General features: G+C 41.3%; 15 protein-coding genes. 10 read left to right on the forward strand and 5 right to left on the reverse strand.

Translation table 11 applies throughout. The features are described 5' to 3' along the window. Positions 1-124: 124 nt before the first annotated feature. From AB4160_RS03695 to ettA, 5 genes are all read right to left on the reverse strand, one after another. Positions 125-598, reverse strand: coding sequence for an NYN domain-containing protein (locus AB4160_RS03695; protein WP_102438036.1), 474 nt, complete (start codon positions 596-598; stop codon positions 125-127). A 27-nt stretch (positions 599-625) separates the two neighbouring features. Next, the gene (locus AB4160_RS03700; RefSeq protein ID WP_102520090.1) at positions 626-3727 is read right to left on the reverse strand and encodes a multidrug efflux RND transporter permease subunit; all 3102 of its coding nucleotides are present in this window, start codon (positions 3725-3727) and stop codon (positions 626-628) included. Next, on the reverse strand, positions 3727-4851 hold the full coding sequence (locus AB4160_RS03705; RefSeq protein ID WP_303503206.1) for an efflux RND transporter periplasmic adaptor subunit: 1125 nt from the start codon (positions 4849-4851) through the stop codon (positions 3727-3729). Before AB4160_RS03705 ends, AB4160_RS03700 begins: the two co-directional genes overlap by 1 nt. A 379-nt stretch (positions 4852-5230) precedes the next feature. Continuing rightward, positions 5231-6385 (reverse strand): hypothetical protein, encoded by a 1155-nt coding sequence (locus AB4160_RS03710; protein ID WP_102520088.1) that lies wholly within the window; start codon positions 6383-6385, stop codon positions 5231-5233. Positions 6386-6926: 541 nt separating this feature from the next. Then, on the reverse strand, positions 6927-8594 hold the full coding sequence (ettA, locus tag AB4160_RS03715; RefSeq protein ID WP_102477180.1) for an energy-dependent translational throttle protein EttA: 1668 nt from the start codon (positions 8592-8594) through the stop codon (positions 6927-6929). Between the two features lie 262 nt (positions 8595-8856). On the opposite strand from ettA, the gene AB4160_RS03720 reads away from it, so the two are divergent. The 10 genes from AB4160_RS03720 to AB4160_RS03765 all read left to right on the forward strand — a co-directional run bounded on the left by AB4160_RS03720 (position 8857) and on the right by AB4160_RS03765 (position 18570). Continuing rightward, the gene (locus tag AB4160_RS03720) at positions 8857-10620 is read left to right on the forward strand and encodes a DUF3943 domain-containing protein (RefSeq protein ID WP_372003654.1); all 1764 of its coding nucleotides are present in this window, start codon (positions 8857-8859) and stop codon (positions 10618-10620) included. Between the two features lie 322 nt (positions 10621-10942). Beyond that, entirely contained in the window at positions 10943-12199 is a 1257-nt protein-coding gene (gene glyA, locus AB4160_RS03725) for a serine hydroxymethyltransferase (RefSeq protein WP_372003655.1), read from the forward strand. A 156-nt stretch (positions 12200-12355) separates the two neighbouring features. Then, a complete protein-coding gene (gene nrdR / locus AB4160_RS03730; RefSeq protein ID WP_076543024.1) occupies positions 12356-12805 on the forward strand; it encodes a transcriptional regulator NrdR in 450 nt (149 codons plus the stop codon). Positions 12806-12946: 141 nt separating this feature from the next. Continuing rightward, a complete protein-coding gene (gene ribD, locus AB4160_RS03735; RefSeq protein ID WP_303446474.1) occupies positions 12947-14101 on the forward strand; it encodes a bifunctional diaminohydroxyphosphoribosylaminopyrimidine deaminase/5-amino-6-(5-phosphoribosylamino)uracil reductase RibD in 1155 nt (384 codons plus the stop codon). A gap of 63 nt (positions 14102-14164) precedes the next feature. Beyond that, positions 14165-14821 carry a riboflavin synthase gene (locus tag AB4160_RS03740; RefSeq protein ID WP_102438052.1) on the forward strand — a complete coding sequence of 219 codons (657 nt, stop codon included), beginning with the start codon at positions 14165-14167 and terminating at the stop codon, positions 14819-14821. Positions 14822-14905: 84 nt separating this feature from the next. Further along, on the forward strand, positions 14906-16009 hold the full coding sequence (gene ribBA / locus AB4160_RS03745; RefSeq protein WP_102477182.1) for a bifunctional 3,4-dihydroxy-2-butanone-4-phosphate synthase/GTP cyclohydrolase II: 1104 nt from the start codon (positions 14906-14908) through the stop codon (positions 16007-16009). Positions 16010-16130: 121 nt separating this feature from the next. Further along, positions 16131-16610, forward strand: coding sequence for a 6,7-dimethyl-8-ribityllumazine synthase (gene ribE / locus AB4160_RS03750; protein WP_102438136.1), 480 nt, complete (start codon positions 16131-16133; stop codon positions 16608-16610). 14 nt (positions 16611-16624) lie between these two features. Continuing rightward, positions 16625-17029, forward strand: coding sequence for a transcription antitermination factor NusB (nusB, locus tag AB4160_RS03755; protein ID WP_076543020.1), 405 nt, complete (start codon positions 16625-16627; stop codon positions 17027-17029). A gap of 93 nt (positions 17030-17122) precedes the next feature. Beyond that, positions 17123-18079: a thiamine-phosphate kinase gene (gene thiL, locus AB4160_RS03760; protein ID WP_372003665.1), complete on the forward strand. Its 957-nt coding sequence runs from the start codon at positions 17123-17125 to the stop codon at positions 18077-18079. Next, positions 18079-18570, forward strand: coding sequence for a phosphatidylglycerophosphatase A (locus AB4160_RS03765; RefSeq protein ID WP_102438056.1), 492 nt, complete (start codon positions 18079-18081; stop codon positions 18568-18570). Before thiL ends, AB4160_RS03765 begins: the two co-directional genes overlap by 1 nt. The last annotated feature ends 93 nt before the right edge of the window (positions 18571-18663 follow it).

The following is an 18663-nucleotide window of genomic DNA, read 5'->3' on the forward strand; positions in this document are numbered from 1 at the left end:
CACTGTGACCATATAGGAAAGCCTAGTTAGTTGTTTATATTGGTATTTTAAAACATACTAGCCAGCTTATATATGTGTATATATTTGTTTACACGAAGCCGAAGAGTGATGAAAAATGTGACAGTTAAAGTAGCAAGTCATGGTTAATCGCGATATGGCTGCCAGTGACATCAAGCAGTGACTTTGCTGTTAAAGGCGCAACGCTGATCACTTGGGTATTACAGCCATATTTTTGTGCTACTTTGGCAAGCAATAAATCAAAGTCACCATCGCCAGACAATAAAATTACCTTATCGACATGCTCGGCAATATCAAGAATATCTATGGTAATTCCTACATCCCAGTCGCCTTTGGCGCTGCCATCACTGCGCTGAATATAAGGTTTGAGTTTGACTTCAAAACCTATGTGTTTTAATGCATCTTGAAACTTTCTCTGACCGTCGTCTGCAGGGGCAATGGCATAAGCAATAGCATGTTCAATGTGATATTGCTGACTCAGTAATTTATATAAAGCGCGGTAATTGAATGAGCGCCCAAAAGCTTGTTTACAGGTGTAATAAATGTTTTGTACATCAACAAAAATAGCCACTTTTTCCATTTTTACACCTGTATTAAAGTCATTAAGTTAAGGTCGTTGTTTTTGCGCCTCAATAGCATCATTGAGTTGTTGTTCAACATACCCGGGTGAATGCGTTGCCCCTGAAATGAGTCGATACATGGCAGGAATAACTAATAAGGTCACTAGAGTAGCAAATGCCATCCCAAAGAACACTACTGTACCCACAGCTATTCGACTTTCCGAGCCTGCACCTGTTGACATAATGAGTGGAATTGCGCCGATTAGAGTGGTAAAAGCAGTCATTAAAATCGGTCTTAAACGACGAGCTGAGGCGTCGATAATGGCTTGCTCTATTTCAAGGCCTTTATCTCGCAGCTGGTTGGCAAACTCAACAATCAAAATACCATTCTTAGTCACCATACCAATGAGCATTATCATGCCTATCTGGCTATAAATATTTAACCCCTGACCGGTTAAATAAAGCCCTAAGAAGCCGCCAAAGATCCCCATTGGTACGGTAAACATCACCACTAATGGGTTGATGAAACTCTCGAACTGCGCCGCCAGAACTAAATAGGCAACCAATAGCGCTAAACCAAATACGATAAATACGCTGCTCTGGTTTTCTTTAAAATCCTTCGACTCACCGGTATAGGACACATTTATATCACTGGGGAGCATCTCAATGGCTTTTTGGTCCAGAAAATCTAATGCTTCACCGAGTGTATAACCCGCGCCTAAATTCGCCTTTAAGGTTATCGATTTTTGTTTATTTAAATGGCTTAGTTTTTGCGCTGAAGCCACTTCATCAATCTTGGTAATGGTATCAAGGGTGATAAGTTCACCGGTTTTAGTGCGCATATATATCTGACTCAAATCAGCCACGCTATTAAAACTATTTTCATCACCACGTAAGTAAACATCGTATTCTTCACCGCGTTCGATGAAGGTGGTTTCACTTTTGCCGCCCAGCATAATTTCTAAGGTGTCGGCTACTTCTGAGACACTGACGCCCAGCTCTGCAGCGCGTTGCCTATCAACACTCACCAGTAATTCGGGGGTGGTTTCTGCATAATCAAGATCAGCGCCTTCTAGAAGTGGGCTATGATCCGCTTCAAGTTGCAGTGCCTGTGCCCATTTAAATAGCTCCTGATAATTAGAACCACCTAACACAAATTGTACCGGCTCACTGGATTGGCCTCTAAAGCCAGGCAACATTGGCCGAACCATAACGTCAGCAATGCCATCAAGTGCTTTAGCGATAATGCCTAAAGATTGCTGGGCATTAATATCACGGTCTTGCCACTCTTCTAATTGGATAATCACAAAGCCGGTCTGGTCGCCTGCGCGGCCACCAAAAGCAGGCGCTTGAATACTAAATGACTTAATAACACCATCGCCTAACATGGGCAGTAGTCGCTGCTCGACAATATCCATGTTGGCCGCCATGCGGTTATAGCTGGTGCCTTCAGCGCCTTTAACAAAAGCAAACACGACACCGCGATCTTCTTGTGGTGCTAGCTGTGCTGGTACTTGGTTGAGTAACCAGCCACTACCAATCACACAAGCAATAATGATAATAGGCGCGATATAGCGGTATTTCACCGCTTTTGAAACCAGCTTACGGTATTGCTGCTCTAGGCGCTCAAAAAGGTCATCAACCCACAGATTAAATCGATTAGGTTTGACGTTAGCCTTAAGTAATTTACTACCAAGTACTGGGGTTAAGGTTAGGGCAATGAGTGATGAAAACAGCACTGATACAGCCAACATGACTGAGAATTCAGTAAATAGCAGCCCCACCATGCCCTCCATAAAGGAGATAGGTAAAAATACCATGACCAGTACCGCTGTGGTTGCCATTACAGCAAAACCAACCTCACGGGCACCTTTGTACGCGGCAAGTATCGGTGGCTCACCTTTTTCGAGGTGATGGAAAATATTTTCTACTACTACAATGGCGTCATCGACCACTAAACCAATGGCGAGGATCAGTGCCATTAAGGTTAACAAGTTGATTGAAAAGCCAAAGCTATTGGCCGCAATAAAAGCAGAAATTAATGATACCGGAACCGTCACCGCAGGGATCAATGTGGCTCTCACTTGGCCAATAAAAATGTATAGCACCAGTATCACTAAAATAGCAGTGATAATAATAGTGTTATACACCTCATCAATAGAACGAGATATAAACACGGTAGAGTCATAATCTACCGCGAGGGCTGTGCCATCAGGAAGAAACTGTTGAATGTTATCAACCTCTTGATGAACCAATTTAGCGACATCCAAAGGGTTAGCATCTGATTGGGCAATAATGCCTAAACTAAGGTTAGGAACACCATTACTTTTAAAGGTTGAGTTTTCATTCTCTGCACCGATAAATACATCAGCGACGTCTTTTAGATAAATAGGACTGCCATCTTCTGCAGTACGTACAACCAAATAATCAAAATCATCTGGATTATTATAAAGTCTGGCCGTTCTCACAGTCATAACAGTGGTGTCATTACGGACCTCACCACCTGGGGTTTCAACATTTTCAGTATTTAAAGCAGAGACGATATCATTGGCTGACACGTTACGCCCGGCCATAAGTTCAGGCTTTAACTGAACGTACATGACTTTATATAATCCACCAGTGATTGAAATAGAACTCACTCCGGAAATTAAGTTAAATCTGTCCTCTAGCACCCGTTGGGAGTAATCAGTTAACTGGGTCCTATCCATCGTCGATGAGCTTAAATTGACATAGATTGCCGGCTCGCCAGAGCCATTGTCTTTAGAGACCACAGGATCGTTAGCTTCATCAGGTAAGCGTCTTTGAGCGCGTGCGACAGCATCGCGAACATCACTTACCCCTTCGGTTAAATTCCAGCCTAATAAGAAGGTTACAGTAATGCGCGACATGCCATTGCGGGTTACTGAGGTAATTTCATCAACACCACTGATACCGGTTAATTCATCTTCAATGGTGGTGGTGATCTGGCTTTCCATAATGGTTGCCGAGGCGCCATCATAGGTGGTCATTACAGTTACCACAGGGCTTTCTACATCAGGCATTTCTCTGATTGAAAGCTTAGACAGTGATACCAGTCCAAATACCCCTAAAAGCAGGCTCAGTACGATGGCGACAACAGGGCGTTTTACCGAAACGTCAGAAAGCCACATTAACTTTTCTCCAATTCAGTGGTTAGCATTGCGCTGTCATCTTCTTTAGCGATTTTCTCAGTGGTTGAGTTGGTTTCTAAAATATCGACACTGACACCATCACGCATATTGACAAGTCCCTGAACCACCACATTGTCGCCAATTTTAAGGCCATTTGAGATCAACACTTCATTATCAATACGGGCACCAAGAATGACTTCAGTACGTTTAGCAATGTTGTTCTTTCCAATCAAATAGACAAAGCGTTTAGTACCTGAGTATTCAATAGCCTGTACAGGAATGACTGGCTCAGCAATCGCAGGAAAGTTAAGTGTCGCCGCCATCATCATTCCCGGCTTGAGTTGACTATTGGAGTTATCAAACTGCACTCTAACTCGTAAATTTAAGGTGTCTTGATTAATGCGGGAATCAATGGCGGTAATCTCGCCGCTAAAGACTTGTTCAGGCCAGGCTTTACTTTGTGCCGCTACAGGCATACCAATGGATAACATAGATAAATAATGCTCAGGCACTTGCAGGTCGAGTCTCATACTAGAAAGGTCGTCAAATGCCAGTAACTCGGTGCCGACAGCAATCATTTTACCTACACTGAAATCAACTAAGCCAGCGGTGCCAGAAAAAGGCGCATTTAATGAATGGTAATCAAGTTCTGCTTGGGCAGCGGCTAAACGCGCCTGAGCTATATCTACACTGGCTTGTTGGGCATCGATTTCAGTTTGGGTAATGGCATTACTTTTAACTAATTTTTGGAACTCTTTGAGCTTTCTTTTTTCATCAGCAAGGTAAGCCGCGGCTTCTGCTGTTGCCGCTTTGGCTTTGGCGTCGTCTAATTGAACAATGATTTGCCCAGCTTGAATATCTTGATTGGACTGAATATTAATTTGACCGATTTGCCCAGCCACTTGCGAAGAGATATACACTGATTGTTCAGCGTCGAGCTTACCAATCAAAGACAGTGATTGAGATAATTCATGTTGCTCTACAAGCCCTGTAACAACCGGAATAGATTTTTTGGCAGGGCCTTTTTGAGACGGCGTAGCTTTATTGGCTTGTGAAAAATCACTATAGATGACTGCGGCAGCAACTAAGCTGCAAATGACAATAAGGGGAAGTAATTTTTTCATAATAGAACTCGATGACTCGTTGCTGAATTGCGGTCTATATTAATAAATAATTAGCCATATAAGCGTAAATGAATGTAAAGCAAAGAAGATAAGAGTGTAACTGAACATTCCGATAACAAGCTCATCAACAGTTCGTTGCAACTATAGGCGATTAGCTGATCATTTTGTAATGAATAGATAACATTAGCTTGGCTTATGTTGTTGGTGACTTTTGGTGTTCGACATTGTTACTGTGACAATTTGCTAGCTTATGATATTAACAACCTGCGGCTTAGTTATTCTTCTCATTAAAATAGCTCATTAAGCTAAATGCACTTAAATAAAAAAGCCACTTAGGTAATACCTAAATGGCTTTTTTTACTCGCAGCTTATAGGGCTATTAGTCGAAGTTTTTTTCATGCTCACTATTAGCGGGTTCAATACCCATAAAGTATTCATAACCTTTATCGGTTAAGCTTTTTTTGGAGGTGGCGTTCGCTTGGTTATTGGTATTAACCTGTTTAGGCTTCATTTTTATAACTTGTTTTTTACTGTCTTTGTTTGGCAAGCTGACTAGGTCATTTTGTCGAGACATATTATTGAAGTTATAGTTAAAAACGCCGTTTCCTTGAATGAACTCAACACTCGATTTATCTTGAGACTGGTATGATGCCAAAATGCCATGTTGCCCTAATGGCACCTCATGAAATAATTCTCGGCCTGTACCGATTTTTACCCCATCAATAAACCAATCAGCAGCGACATTACTCACTAAGGTGATCATGGCTGATTTTAACCCTAGCTTTTCATTAATGAGCGAATCAATTTTACTGTTATAAGAAGGTTTGAAGGCCATCTTGATCTTGTAGTTTAAATTACCACTCATGTTCATGCTGGCATCAATAACATCGTATGAAAGCAACACGCTACGATCATTTAAGAATGGATCCGTTTTAATGGTATTAGTGACAATGTAATTTTCAGAATCTTTAAGACAGTCGTTTATTGATTGGAATTTAGAACATAACGTCGAACCGTCTAAATCAACAGTTTGGACAGTATCTGGTTTTGATACATCAGCGATTAGACGTTTGGTAATATCACTTTTTAAGGCGGCTAACTGCTCATCTTTATCGGTACGTTTAGTATTAATGGCATCGTACTCGGCCATAATAGTCTTGTACTCTCTACGAAGTGATTTGCCGTCAATATCATATTTGGTTTCTAACTGGTCAATTTTAAGCACCAGTTTTTCGATATCTTGGTAATAAGCATTAATGTTTGAGCGCGATAAAATTTTAGCCGGTAGTTTTGAGATAACGTGATCATACTCAGTTTTCTTACTCTTTATTTCAACACTGAGAGCATGATAATCAGATTCTTTTTTCTTATGAGTCGATAACTTGTCATTGGCAGAAATAAGTAAGCTGTCAATGTTGTATTTTTGCTCAATTTCTTCAAGTGCTTTAGTTTCACTGCTGGTAATAATTTCTAAACCAAATGAGCTGCTTGCATAAAAGCATAAAAACATAAATGTTATTCGACTATATCTCACTGATTTCTCCGTTTTTTCTTAATTTTTTTGGTGTATAGCAATTGCGCCATAACAAATGGTCAACAGTAAAACAATCCGTCAATAATTTTATATTACTGAAGTTGGTATGTCTTTACAAATAGATTGTTGTTTTTGAGTATTTTTTACAACATCGCCACAGCTCACGAAAATTAATTCATCTAGGCCATTTTTATACACTAAGGGATAAGTTGTAAATGATTTTTAAGCTGTTGTTAATTAGTAAAAATAGTCCATATGGATGATGAGTTTGGCAAGGGGCGGATAAACATGAATATAACGGCGCCGCTGCAATATGGTTTGGCGAGTTGTTAATATTTCAATTGTTTTTGGATATGAATTAATGGTGTCATTTTTATGACATTAATCAACAAAACTGCAGCTTTAACCTGTTTAGTGAATTTTTTAGTCATGAGATATAAAAATGCTCCTTTAGACTATTTACTTAAATATGGGTAAATAGTCATAAGGAGCATTTATTAACTTGCATCACCATTGATAGATATCGGCAGTGACGCGATTGTTATTTTGCAATACGTTTGTATTTCAAGCGGTGCGGCTCAATGGCTTCTGCACCTAAGTTTTCTTTCAGCCAAGTGGTATATTCACTGTAGTTACCTTCATAGAAGTTCACTTGGCCTTCATCACGGTAATCAAGAATATGGGTAGCGATTCTGTCTAGGAACCAACGGTCATGGGAAATAACCATGGCACAACCTGGGAACTCTAATAAAGCTTCCTCTAATGCACGGAGTGTTTCAACGTCCAAGTCATTGGTTGGCTCATCGAGTAATAACACGTTGCCGCCAGCTTGCAGTAGTTTGGCTAAATGAACCCGGTTACGCTCACCACCTGAAAGAGTGCCAATGATTTTTTGCTGATCGCCACCACGGAAATTAAAGCGGCCTACGTATGCGCGACTCGGGATCTCAGTATTGTTGATCCGCATGATATCTTGACCGTCTGAAATCTCTTGCCAAACTGTGTTCTTATCATTCATTGAATCGCGGAACTGTTCAACTGAGGCTATTTGCACTGATTCGCCGACTTCAATGCTGCCGCTATCCGGTTGCTCTGCACCTGAAATCATCTTAAATAAGGTTGACTTACCTGCACCGTTAGCGCCGATGATACCAACAATCGCGCCTTTTGGCACAGCGAAGGTGAGGTTATCAATTAATACACGGTCGCCATAAGATTTTGTTAGGTTATTAACCTCAATAACCTTGTCGCCTAAACGAGGCCCCGGCGGGATGAATAACTCATTTGTTTCATTACGCTTTTGGTAGTCATTGGTGTTCAATTCTTCAAAGCGAGCCATACGGGCTTTGCCTTTAGATTGACGACCTTTAGCACCTTGACGTACCCATTCTAATTCTTTTTGAATGGTTTTTTGGCGGGCGCTTTCAGTGGCAGACTCTTGTTGCAGGCGGGCATCTTTTTGCTCAAGCCATGATGAATAGTTGCCTTCCCACGGTATACCTTCACCGCGGTCTAGCTCTAAAATCCAACCTGCGGCATTATCCAAGAAATATCTATCATGGGTAATCGCTACAACGGTGCCAGTGTAATCTTGTAAGAAGCGCTCAAGCCAAGCTACTGATTCAGCATCCAAGTGGTTGGTAGGTTCATCAAGGAGCAACATGTCAGGTTTTTCAAGTAACAAACGACAAATGGCCACACGGCGACGTTCACCACCAGAAAGCACTGCGATTTTTTCATCCCAATCCGGCAAGCGCAGTGCATTAGCTGCGCGCTCTAATACCATATCAAGATTATGGGCATCTTGAGATTGAATAATGGCTTCAAGTTGACCTTGCTCTTTTGCAAGCGCATCAAAGTCAGCATCAGGTTCTGCGTAAAGTGCATACACTTCATCTAAACGTGTAAGGGCATTTTTAGCTTCGCTTACGGCTTCTTCGATAGCCTCACGGACGGTTTGAGATTCATCCAGCTTAGGTTCTTGAGGAAGGTAGCCGATTTTTAAATCTTGCATCGGGCGAGCTTCACCTTCGATTTCAGTATCTAACCCTGCCATGATTCTAAGCAGAGTAGATTTACCTGAACCGTTTAAACCCAGTACACCAATCTTGGCGCCAGGAAAAAAACTAAGGGAAATATCTTTAAGGATTTGTTTTTTAGGTGGAACAATCTTGCCCACTCTAAGCATGCTATATACAAACTGAGCCATATTTATATCTCTTTGACTAAGATTCGGACTAGGAAATTTAATTAATTCTACTTCAATCTCGCCGTAACTGAAAATCGAACTTTTGTCATTGAAGGTTTATTCCACACCGATACGTCAAAAAACTACTTAACAAAAACAACCGAATAAAGTAATAATCGTCTACAACATAGTTGTAACAACCCGATTTGTGGATAGAAAGAGGGACAATCACTGATTGTTGGTGATATCAGGTTAATTTTTCAAAATATGTTAAGGGATTAAAGTGAGCACGATACAAAGGAAGGCTTTAAAGAGAATATTACTGTGTAATTCGTTGTTTTCTGTTTCAATATTCTGCTTGTGTAGTCAAGTTAATGCCCAAGAACACCAAGCAAAAGAATACAGGTCTTTATTCATTGAAAAAGACCAACCAACCGCTGTTTTCACCATTAGCAGCAAAGATGAAAGTTCAGTTAAATCCTTTTATTCAGCAGCAGTAAATCAATCATATTCAAATGAAGTTAATCAACTTAAATATGAGCCATCAGGTTTAGTCATAAGCTCTATCACTGCAGGAAAAGACATTAGAAGTATTAGTGGGCCTGATTTACAAGAAGGTGAAACTCTTATCACAGATACTGAGCTAATAGATAAAGACTGGTGGGGAGCATTAACTGAAATTTCTACGGTATTAGTCATTGGCGAGGTACTTTACCTGACCAGTGAAGAAAGTATGGAAGGAGATTTTGATTACGAAATTGAAGGCAATGCAGGGCAATATTTTGCAGATAGAATTGTGACAACTGATGCTTGGAAACTTGATGACAACAAGGTAGGCATGAATTGGGGGCATACCTATGCTGGTGCACTGTATTATCAAGCGTTCCGTAATTATAACTTTAATTATTATGAATCTTTGGCGGGTAATTTTATAGCATCGGCAGTCTGGGAAGTCTTTGCTGAATATAAAGAAGTGGTAAGTGTGAATGATCAAATCGTTACAACATTTGGTGGTGCAGTATTGGGTGAAAGCTTATTTCAAATATCTGAAATGTTAGATTCAAAACAAGGTTGGGTCCCAACGGCTTTTAGTAGTGTTTTTAATCCGGCTAAAACCATTAAAGGTTGGTTTGGTTATGATAACCCACAACGGTTTAATCGAACATACGCCAAGGATATGTTCAACATCTATACAGGTGCAATGTACTCCAGCAAAAAGCAGGCTGATATTTCTACTACTTCTTTAATATTGGGATTAGAGGCGAGTATTGATAGTGTTCAAGGTAAATATGATGCTTTATCTGCGACACCTAGCCAGGTCGATTTAAACATGGAACTGGGGATTTCTAACGAAGGAATTGAAGATTGGCAAATGGATTCTTCGATTTTTTTAGGTGGCTGGACGAGCGATGTTAATACCATATTAGATTCTGAAAATAGACGCCAGACTTGGTTTATTGGCCCATCCATGGGGCTGGAATATAGCAGTCTGGGTCAAGATGAAGAGGAAGATTTTTACGCAGCAATCAATGTGATTGGTGTATCTGCTGGAACGCAATGGTTTGTTGATGATGTTTCGATAAGTATCAGAGGCGACCTGTTTGGTGATTTTAGTATGGTGAAACCCTTTGCAACAAAAGATTATCGCCAAAATGGAGGCCATTTTTGGGGGACAAAATCGGTGCTTTGGGAAGGTGGCTATGGATATGCTTTAGGCCATACAGCCAAATTAGCACTAGAGGCGAATTATAAAGAATTGTTGCTCGGGGTTAAGTTTCAAAGTCAACGCTGGGACTCTATAGATGATAATGAGTTTAATCGAAGCAGTGATTGGAATCCAAACGTCAGTGACCTAGATTTTAAAGATGCACGTGATAGGTATGAAGTTTATCTCGATGTTCCTTTAACGAATACTATGAGTATCAGTATTCACCATGAACGTATCGATCGAAGTGGCACATTAACCGGAATTGAAAACTTGGCCATTGCCAATCGAAATGATGAAACAGAAAGTCGCAGTAGTATTCACTTTACTTATCAATATTAGCCGATAAATCATTGCCTGTATCATAGATTAGACTATCTAGTTTTTGTGATAAATTGAGCTGTAGAGCTTAAATATTTTGCTGATTAATATTTTAGAAAAGAGTTTTCTTAAAATTGTCACAAGGTTATGAAACTAAGAGTTAATTTGGATTTTTCTATGAAATACAATTACTGAAAGCTGCTGCAGCTGAAAATTTATAGATGGCAAATGGTACTCATAATGAATTGCAAGTAATTTCATGTTTCAAATGCTGGGATTGTGATCAATTGCGCTGTATCATACCGCGCAACCCTACTATAAGAATTAACAGCTGGAGTGAGCAATGCTAAAGAAAGCTATGAATATCGCAGATTATGATCCACAACTATTTGCAGCAATTGAAGATGAGACTCGTCGCCAAGAAGAGCACATTGAATTAATCGCATCAGAAAACTATACCAGCCCACGTGTTCTTGAAGCTCAAGGTTCACAGCTAACTAACAAGTATGCAGAAGGTTACCCTGGTAAGCGTTATTACGGTGGTTGTGAGCATGTGGATATTGCAGAAGAGTTAGCTATTTCTCGTGCAAAAGAATTATTCGGCGCTACATACGCTAACGTACAACCACATTCTGGTTCTCAAGCAAACTCAGCTGTTTTCATGGCACTGCTTCAAGGCGGTGATACTGTTTTAGGTATGAGTTTAGCCCATGGTGGTCACTTGACTCATGGTTCTCACGTTAGCTTTTCTGGCAAGTTATACAATGCGGTACAGTACGGCATTGATGAAGTAACAGGTAAAATTGACTACGCAGAAGTTGAGCGTTTAGCCGTTGAGCATAAACCCAAAATGATCATTGCTGGTTTTTCTGCTTACTCTGGGATCATAGATTGGGGCAAATTCCGCGAAATCGCTGATAAAGTAGGTGCTTACTTATTTGTTGATATGGCGCACGTTGCCGGTCTTGTGGCTGCGGGTATCTACCCGAATCCGCTACCACACGCACACGTTGTGACAACCACTACCCATAAAACCCTAGCGGGCCCTCGTGGTGGTTTGATTTTATCTGCCATTAACGATGAAGCTATCTATAAAAAACTAAACTCTGCAGTATTCCCTGGTGGCCAAGGTGGCCCATTAATGCACGTTATTGCAGCCAAAGCGGTAGCATTTAAAGAAGCATTAGACCCTGAATTTACCACTTATCAAGAGCAAGTGGTTGCTAATGCGAAAGTGATGGCGAAAACCTTCATTGAGCGTGGCTACAATGTTGTTTCTGGTGGCACCGATAACCATTTATTCTTACTTGATTTAATCAACAAGGATATCACTGGTAAAGACGCAGATGCTGCGCTAGGTCATGCAAATATCACAGTTAACAAAAACTCAGTACCAAATGATCCACGTTCACCGTTTGTGACGTCTGGTTTACGTATTGGCTCTCCTGCTATTACCCGCCGCGGTTTCACTGAAACTGAATCTGTAGAGTTAACTAACTGGATGTGTGATGTGTTAGATGACATCACTAACGAAGCTACTATTGAGCGCGTTAAAAACCAAGTGCTTGAATTATGCGCTAAGTTCCCAGTTTACGGTTAATGTCAACCGAGATTGATTAACATAAACAATGATCTATTTAACTAACGCGGATAATCTTTTCGATAAGGTTAACCTTGTAAAGTAAATAGGATAAACTTCAATGGTCGTAAGTACTCAGTGCTTACGGCCATTTTGTTTTTTATTTCAGGAGCGGATATGCATTGCCCATTTTGTAGCGCGACAGATACGAAAGTTATTGATTCAAGACTCGTGGCTGAAGGCCATCAAGTGCGCCGTCGCCGGGAATGTACTGAGTGTCATGAACGCTTCACCACTTTTGAAGGCGCCGAATTAGTCATGCCGCGGGTGATCAAGCAAGATGGCACTCGCCAACCATTTGATGAAGATAAGCTGCGTGGCGGCATGCTTCGGGCTGTTGAAAAACGCCCAGTTTCAATCGATCAAATTGAGCAAGCGTTAAGTAAGATTAAGTCCACTCTTAGAGCAACAGGTGAGCGTGAAATTGATTCGGCCATGATTGGTAATTTGATGATGGATCAATTGATGATCCTAGATAAAGTTGCCTATATCCGTTTTGCTTCAGTTTATCGCGCCTTTGAAGATGTTTCCCAATTCGGTGAAGCCATCGCCAAGCTGCAAAAATAATCTAGCTTATTTTTATTGCCGTCTTTAATTAATTGCAGTCTTACATTTGTTGGTATTGGCACTTTGTATTCTTGCCAATGATTAACCTTATTTAGCAGTTCTGAATTTTAATGACTGCTTTTTAGTTTCTAGAAGGTCTTTATGTCTCAGTGGTCAAAATGTGATATTGAAATGATGAGCCTTGCTATTTCATTAGCTGAAAAAGGCCGTTATACCACACGTCCAAATCCTAATGTGGGTTGTGTGATTGTCGCCAATGGCGAGATCATTGGTCAAGGCTATCATATTAAAGCGGGTGGCCCCCACGCCGAAATTCACGCCTTAAAAGATGTCGAAAATCGACAATTACAACAGCTACTCCCTCAAGCTACAGCCTATGTCACCCTTGAACCCTGCAGTCATTATGGCAAAACCCCGCCATGTGCTAAGGCATTAATTGCAGCCAAAGTGAAGCGAGTGGTGATTGCGCAAATGGATGCGAATCCGCAAGTGGCGGGTAATGGCGTTAGCATGCTTGAAGCGGCAGGTATTAAAGTTGATGTGGGTTTGCTAACAGCTGCGGCAAGCCAACTTAATATCGGCTTTATGAAACGCATGACTACGGGATTACCTGAAATCACCATTAAGCTGGCAGCCAGTTTGGATGGTAAAACCGCGCTATCGAATGGGGTATCAAAGTGGATAACCGGCCCCGAAGCCAGAGCCGATGTGCAAAAGCTGCGCGCCCGTCATTGCGCGCTAGTGACTGGCGTTGAAACTGTGTTAGCTGACGACCCCTCTTTGAATGTGCGCTACGAGCAATTGGCTAGTGTACAAAACAGCCTTGCTGAGTCTGACCTTCAACAGCCTTTAAGAGTGGTGCTTGATAGTAAAGCAAGGCTGACTGCCGACTATAAAATGTTTACTATTGAAACGCCGATTTTGCTGGTGTCTTGTGTCGACTATCCAGCAGAAGTAAAACAAGATTTTAAGTCCCATGTTAGCTTTATCACAATAGCGGCTAATAACGATGGACGAGTTGATTTGCATGCTTTATTTACACACTTAGGCCAGCATTGTAACTCAGTATTAGTCGAGGCTGGTGCCAGCGTTGCTGGTAGTGTTATTCAAAGTAAATTAGCTGATACACTTTATTTGTACCAAGCAATGAAAATATTAGGCAGTCATGGACGCAATTTGATGCAATTAGACGACTATCAAACTATGGATCAGATTCCTGATGTACAATTAACGGATTGTCGCAGAATTGGTACAGACCAACGACTGATTTTAAAGCTTAATTCGCCAGCGAATTAACTAATGCAATTTTGTCTATCGGTCGATGCTAAGCGTGGCCCAAAAGATAACAAGTGAGTAAATATGTTTACTGGGATTATTGAAGCACTAGGTACATTAAGAAAAGTTGAGCGTAAAGGCGATGATATTCGTTTGACTGTAGCCAGTGGCAAGCTCGACTTAACCGATGTAAAACTGGGTGACAGTATTGCCACTAATGGGGTGTGTTTAACCGTAGTACAATGTTTAGCAGATGGTTATGTTGCAGATATTTCTGCTGAAACCGTTGCCTTAACCGGATTTGCTAAATATAACGTCGGTCAAAAAGTAAACCTTGAAAAAGCGGTGACCCCAACGACCCGATTAGGCGGCCATATGGTTAGCGGTCATGTGGATGGTATTGCCACAGTGGAGCAGCGCCTTGTGCGTGGCCAAGCCATTGAGTTTTGGCTGGCAGCTCCCGCTGAGTTATCTCGTTATATTGCTCATAAAGGTTCGATCACCATTGATGGCGTTAGCTTAACGGTAAATGAAGTTGATCAGCACAGATTCAGATTAACCATAGTGCCTCACACTGCAGCTGAAACCACCTTATTAGCTTTACAAGCGGGTCATAGCGTCAACATCGAAGTTGACCTTATTGCACGTTATCTTGAACGCTTAATGAAAGTAGAACAAAAGCCAGCCACTGAAAGTGGTGTCACAATGGAATTGTTGGCAAGTGCTGGATTTATGCGATAACTGATTATTACTGGTAAATATTATTACCGGAGCATATTTACTCTATATCGCTGATATAGACAAAACAATATAAAGGTCTTAGCAATGGCATTACATAGTATAGAAGAGATCATCGAAGACATTCGTCAAGGTAAGATGGTTATCTTGATGGACGATGAAGACAGAGAGAACGAAGGTGATCTTATCATGGCGGCCGATAAGGTGACGCCAGAGGCCATTAATTTTATGGCGACCTTTGGCCGTGGACTGATTTGCCAAACCATGACTAAAGAGCGTTGCCAGCAACTGAACTTGCCGTTAATGGTTACCAACAATAATGCTCAGTTCTCAACAAATTTTACCGTTTCCATTGAAGCGGCAACGGGGGTCACAACGGGCATTTCAGCCCATGATCGCGCTGTAACCGTTCAAGCGGCTGTTGCTAAAGATGCTAAAGCATCAGATTTAGTTCAGCCTGGTCATATTTTTCCACTTATGGCACAAGATGGCGGGGTGTTAATTCGCGCCGGTCACACAGAAGCGGGTTGTGATTTAGCCCGTCTTGCAGGCTGCGAGCCATCTGGCGTGATAGTTGAAATTCTTAATGATGATGGCACTATGGCCCGTTGTCCAGATCTTGAAATCTTTAGTGAAAAGCACGGTATTAAAATGGGCACCATTGCCGATTTAATTGAATACCGCAACACCAAAGAAACCACGGTTGTGCGTGAAGCTGAATGTAAATTGCCAACGCGTTTTGGTGAGTTCAATATGGTGACTTTCAGAGACACCATCGATAATCAGCTACACTATGCCTTATTGAAAGGTGACGTTGAAGAAAACTGCCTAGTACGGGTACATTTACAAAATACCTTTAATGACTTATTCCACTCTGAACGCGATCAAAAACGTAGCTGGCCACTTGAAAACGCCATGGAGCGTATTGCATCAGATGGTGGTGTATTAGTACTGTTGGCGAATCACGAGCATTCAAGTGACATGCTCGCCAAGGTCAAAGCCTTTGAAGCGGAAGATAACGGTCAAGCGCCTACAGCTGCTAAATGGCAAGGAACCTCGCGCCAAGTCGGTGTTGGCTCGCAAATTCTTTCAAATTTAGGTGTGAGCAAAATGCGTTTATTAAGTTCACCCAAGCGTTATCACTCTCTATCAGGGTTCGGTTTAGAAGTAACTGATTATATTGCAGAATAATTCACTAACTTAGTGAAGTTAACATTTATCAATAATTGCACAGGACTCAGGGCATTTGGCTGTGGTATTATACCGCCACTTTTGCCCAGAGCCGGGTGCTTTAGCTAATTTAGGTAAGATAATGATCGTAGTTGAAGGTAATATCGAAGCAAAAAATGCCAAAGTGGCGATCGTAGTATCGCGTTTCAATAGTTTTCTTGTTGAGAGTCTGCTTGATGGCGCATTAGACACACTAAAACGTTTAGGTCAGGTAAATGACGACAACATTACTGTTGTTCGTGTTCCTGGCGCTGTTGAATTACCACTTGCTGCACGTCGAATTGCTGCTAGTGGAAAGTTTGACGGTATTGTTGCACTTGGTGCAGTAATTCGTGGTGGTACTCCGCATTTTGATTTAGTTGCTGGTGAATGTAACAAGGGTCTTGCTCAAGTCGCTTTAGAGTATGATATCCCAGTTTCATTTGGCGTTTTAACCACTGATACCATCGAGCAAGCAATTGAACGCTCTGGTACTAAAGCTGGTAACAAGGGCACTGAAGCTGCACTTGGTTTACTAGAAATGGTTAACGTTCTGCAAGAATTAGAACAACAGTTAGTATAGTAGTAGGAAAAGTAATGAAGCCTTCAGAGCGCCGCAAGGCACGCCGTTTAGCTGTTCAAGCTATTTATTCATGGCAGTTAAGCAAGAACAATGTTGCTGATGTTGAACATGAATTTTTAACTGAACAAAACATTAACGGTGTTGATGTAGCTTATTTTCGTGAATTGCTATCAGGTGTAGCCACGAAAGCAACTCAACTTGATGATCTGCTAAAGCCTCATTTAGATCGTGATATTGAAGATGTATCACCCGTTGAGAAAGCCATTGTGCGTTTAGCAGCTTATGAATTAACTTATCGTAAAGATGTGCCATATAAAGTGGCCATTAACGAAGGTATCGAATTAGCGAAAGCGTTTGGTGCTGACGATAGTCATAAGTTTGTCAATGGTATGCTAGATAAGCTTGTTACTCGTAAGTAATGAATGAAAACGGTATCTTCGGATACCGTTTTTGTATGTAACGCTTTTTTCTACAAAATAATAGGTGGGCGGTTATCCGCACCAGATTATATCGTGAAAGAATTCCAACTTATCGAACAATTTTTCCGTGATAAAGGTCAGCAACGTCGAGATGTGCATTTAGGCATTGGCGATGACTGTGCATTAGTCCAACCGGCGGAAAACACATCTATTGCCATATCTTGCGACACCCTAGTCGAGAATGTCCATTTTTTACCGACAATGCCAGCTTATGAGCTTGGCTATAAATCTGTAGCGGTAAATTTATCCGATCTTGCTGCCATGGGCGCAGATCCGGCGTGGATGACGTTAGCGCTAACCTTGCCAGATGTTGATAATGAGTGGTTAGCGCAATTTAGCCAAGGGCTATTTGAAGCGGCTGAATATTACAGTGTTAGTCTGATCGGTGGTGATACCACCCGCGGGCCTCGCTGCATCAATATTACTATTCATGGTCAAGTGCCAACCGGTAAAGCATTAACCCGTAGTGGCGCGAAAGTTGGTGACTGGGTGTATGTTACTGGCACTTTGGGTGACTCTGCCCTTGGGCTTGATATCCTGTTGGGCAAAAAAGAAGTCGCACATCAACATAAAGAATTTTTAATTAACCGTCACTATCATCCAACGCCTAGAATACTAGCGGGTCAAGCGCTACGCTCTTTAGCAACCAGTGCCATTGATTTATCTGACGGTTTATTTTCTGATATTCAGCACGTTTTAAAGGCATCTAATGTGGGTGCGATTATTGATGTGAATGAATTACCGCTATCGGAATCATTACAAGCATCATTGAGCCCTAATGAAGCAACTAGTTATGCGTTAACTGGTGGCGAAGATTATGAGTTGATGTTTACTGTACCAGAATCTCAACGTGGCGCTTTGGATATTGCACTGATCCACGCTGGGGTTAAATTTATTAAAGTAGGTCAAATTTGTGCCGGCGAAAAGTTACGCTTAGTGGCTGATGGCAAACCTTTTGAGCTAGAAAAAAATAGTTTTGAGCATTTCTAATGAAGTTTATTTCAACCGATCCAGCCGTTAAGAAATTAACCTTAACAAACCCTGTACACTTTTTAGCATTAGGTTTTGGCAGTGGTTTAGCCGCCAAAGCCCCGGGCACCTTTGGTACCCTTGCCGCAGTGCCGATTGTGTACTTGATGAGCTTTTTAAGCCTATCGGCTTTTATTTTTATCACGCTAATTAGCTGCCTTGTTGGTATTTATATTTGTGATAAAGCCGCTAAAGATATGGGCGTTCATGATCATGGCGCAATTGTGTGGGATGAAGTCGCAGGCTTAATGATCACCATGATTGCCGCCCCTGCTGGGGTAATTTGGTTAGTGGTTGGTTTTGCGTTATTTCGTTTTTTCGATATTTTAAAACCGTGGCCAATTCGTTGGCTCGACGCTAAAGTGCATGGCGGTTTTGGGATCATGATTGATGATGTATTAGCGGGGATTTTCTCGTTAATTTGTTTACAGTTGTTGGCTTATTATATTTAACCAATGATACTTTAATCTCTTTAAAGCTAATCCCATTAAACGTTAAGCCCACTTCATAGTGGGCTTTTTAATGGGCGATGATTAATGGATGAT

The sequence above is a fragment of the Shewanella sp. 10N.286.51.B8 genome, from assembly GCF_041469325.1.
Lineage (GTDB): Bacteria > Pseudomonadota > Gammaproteobacteria > Enterobacterales > Shewanellaceae > Shewanella.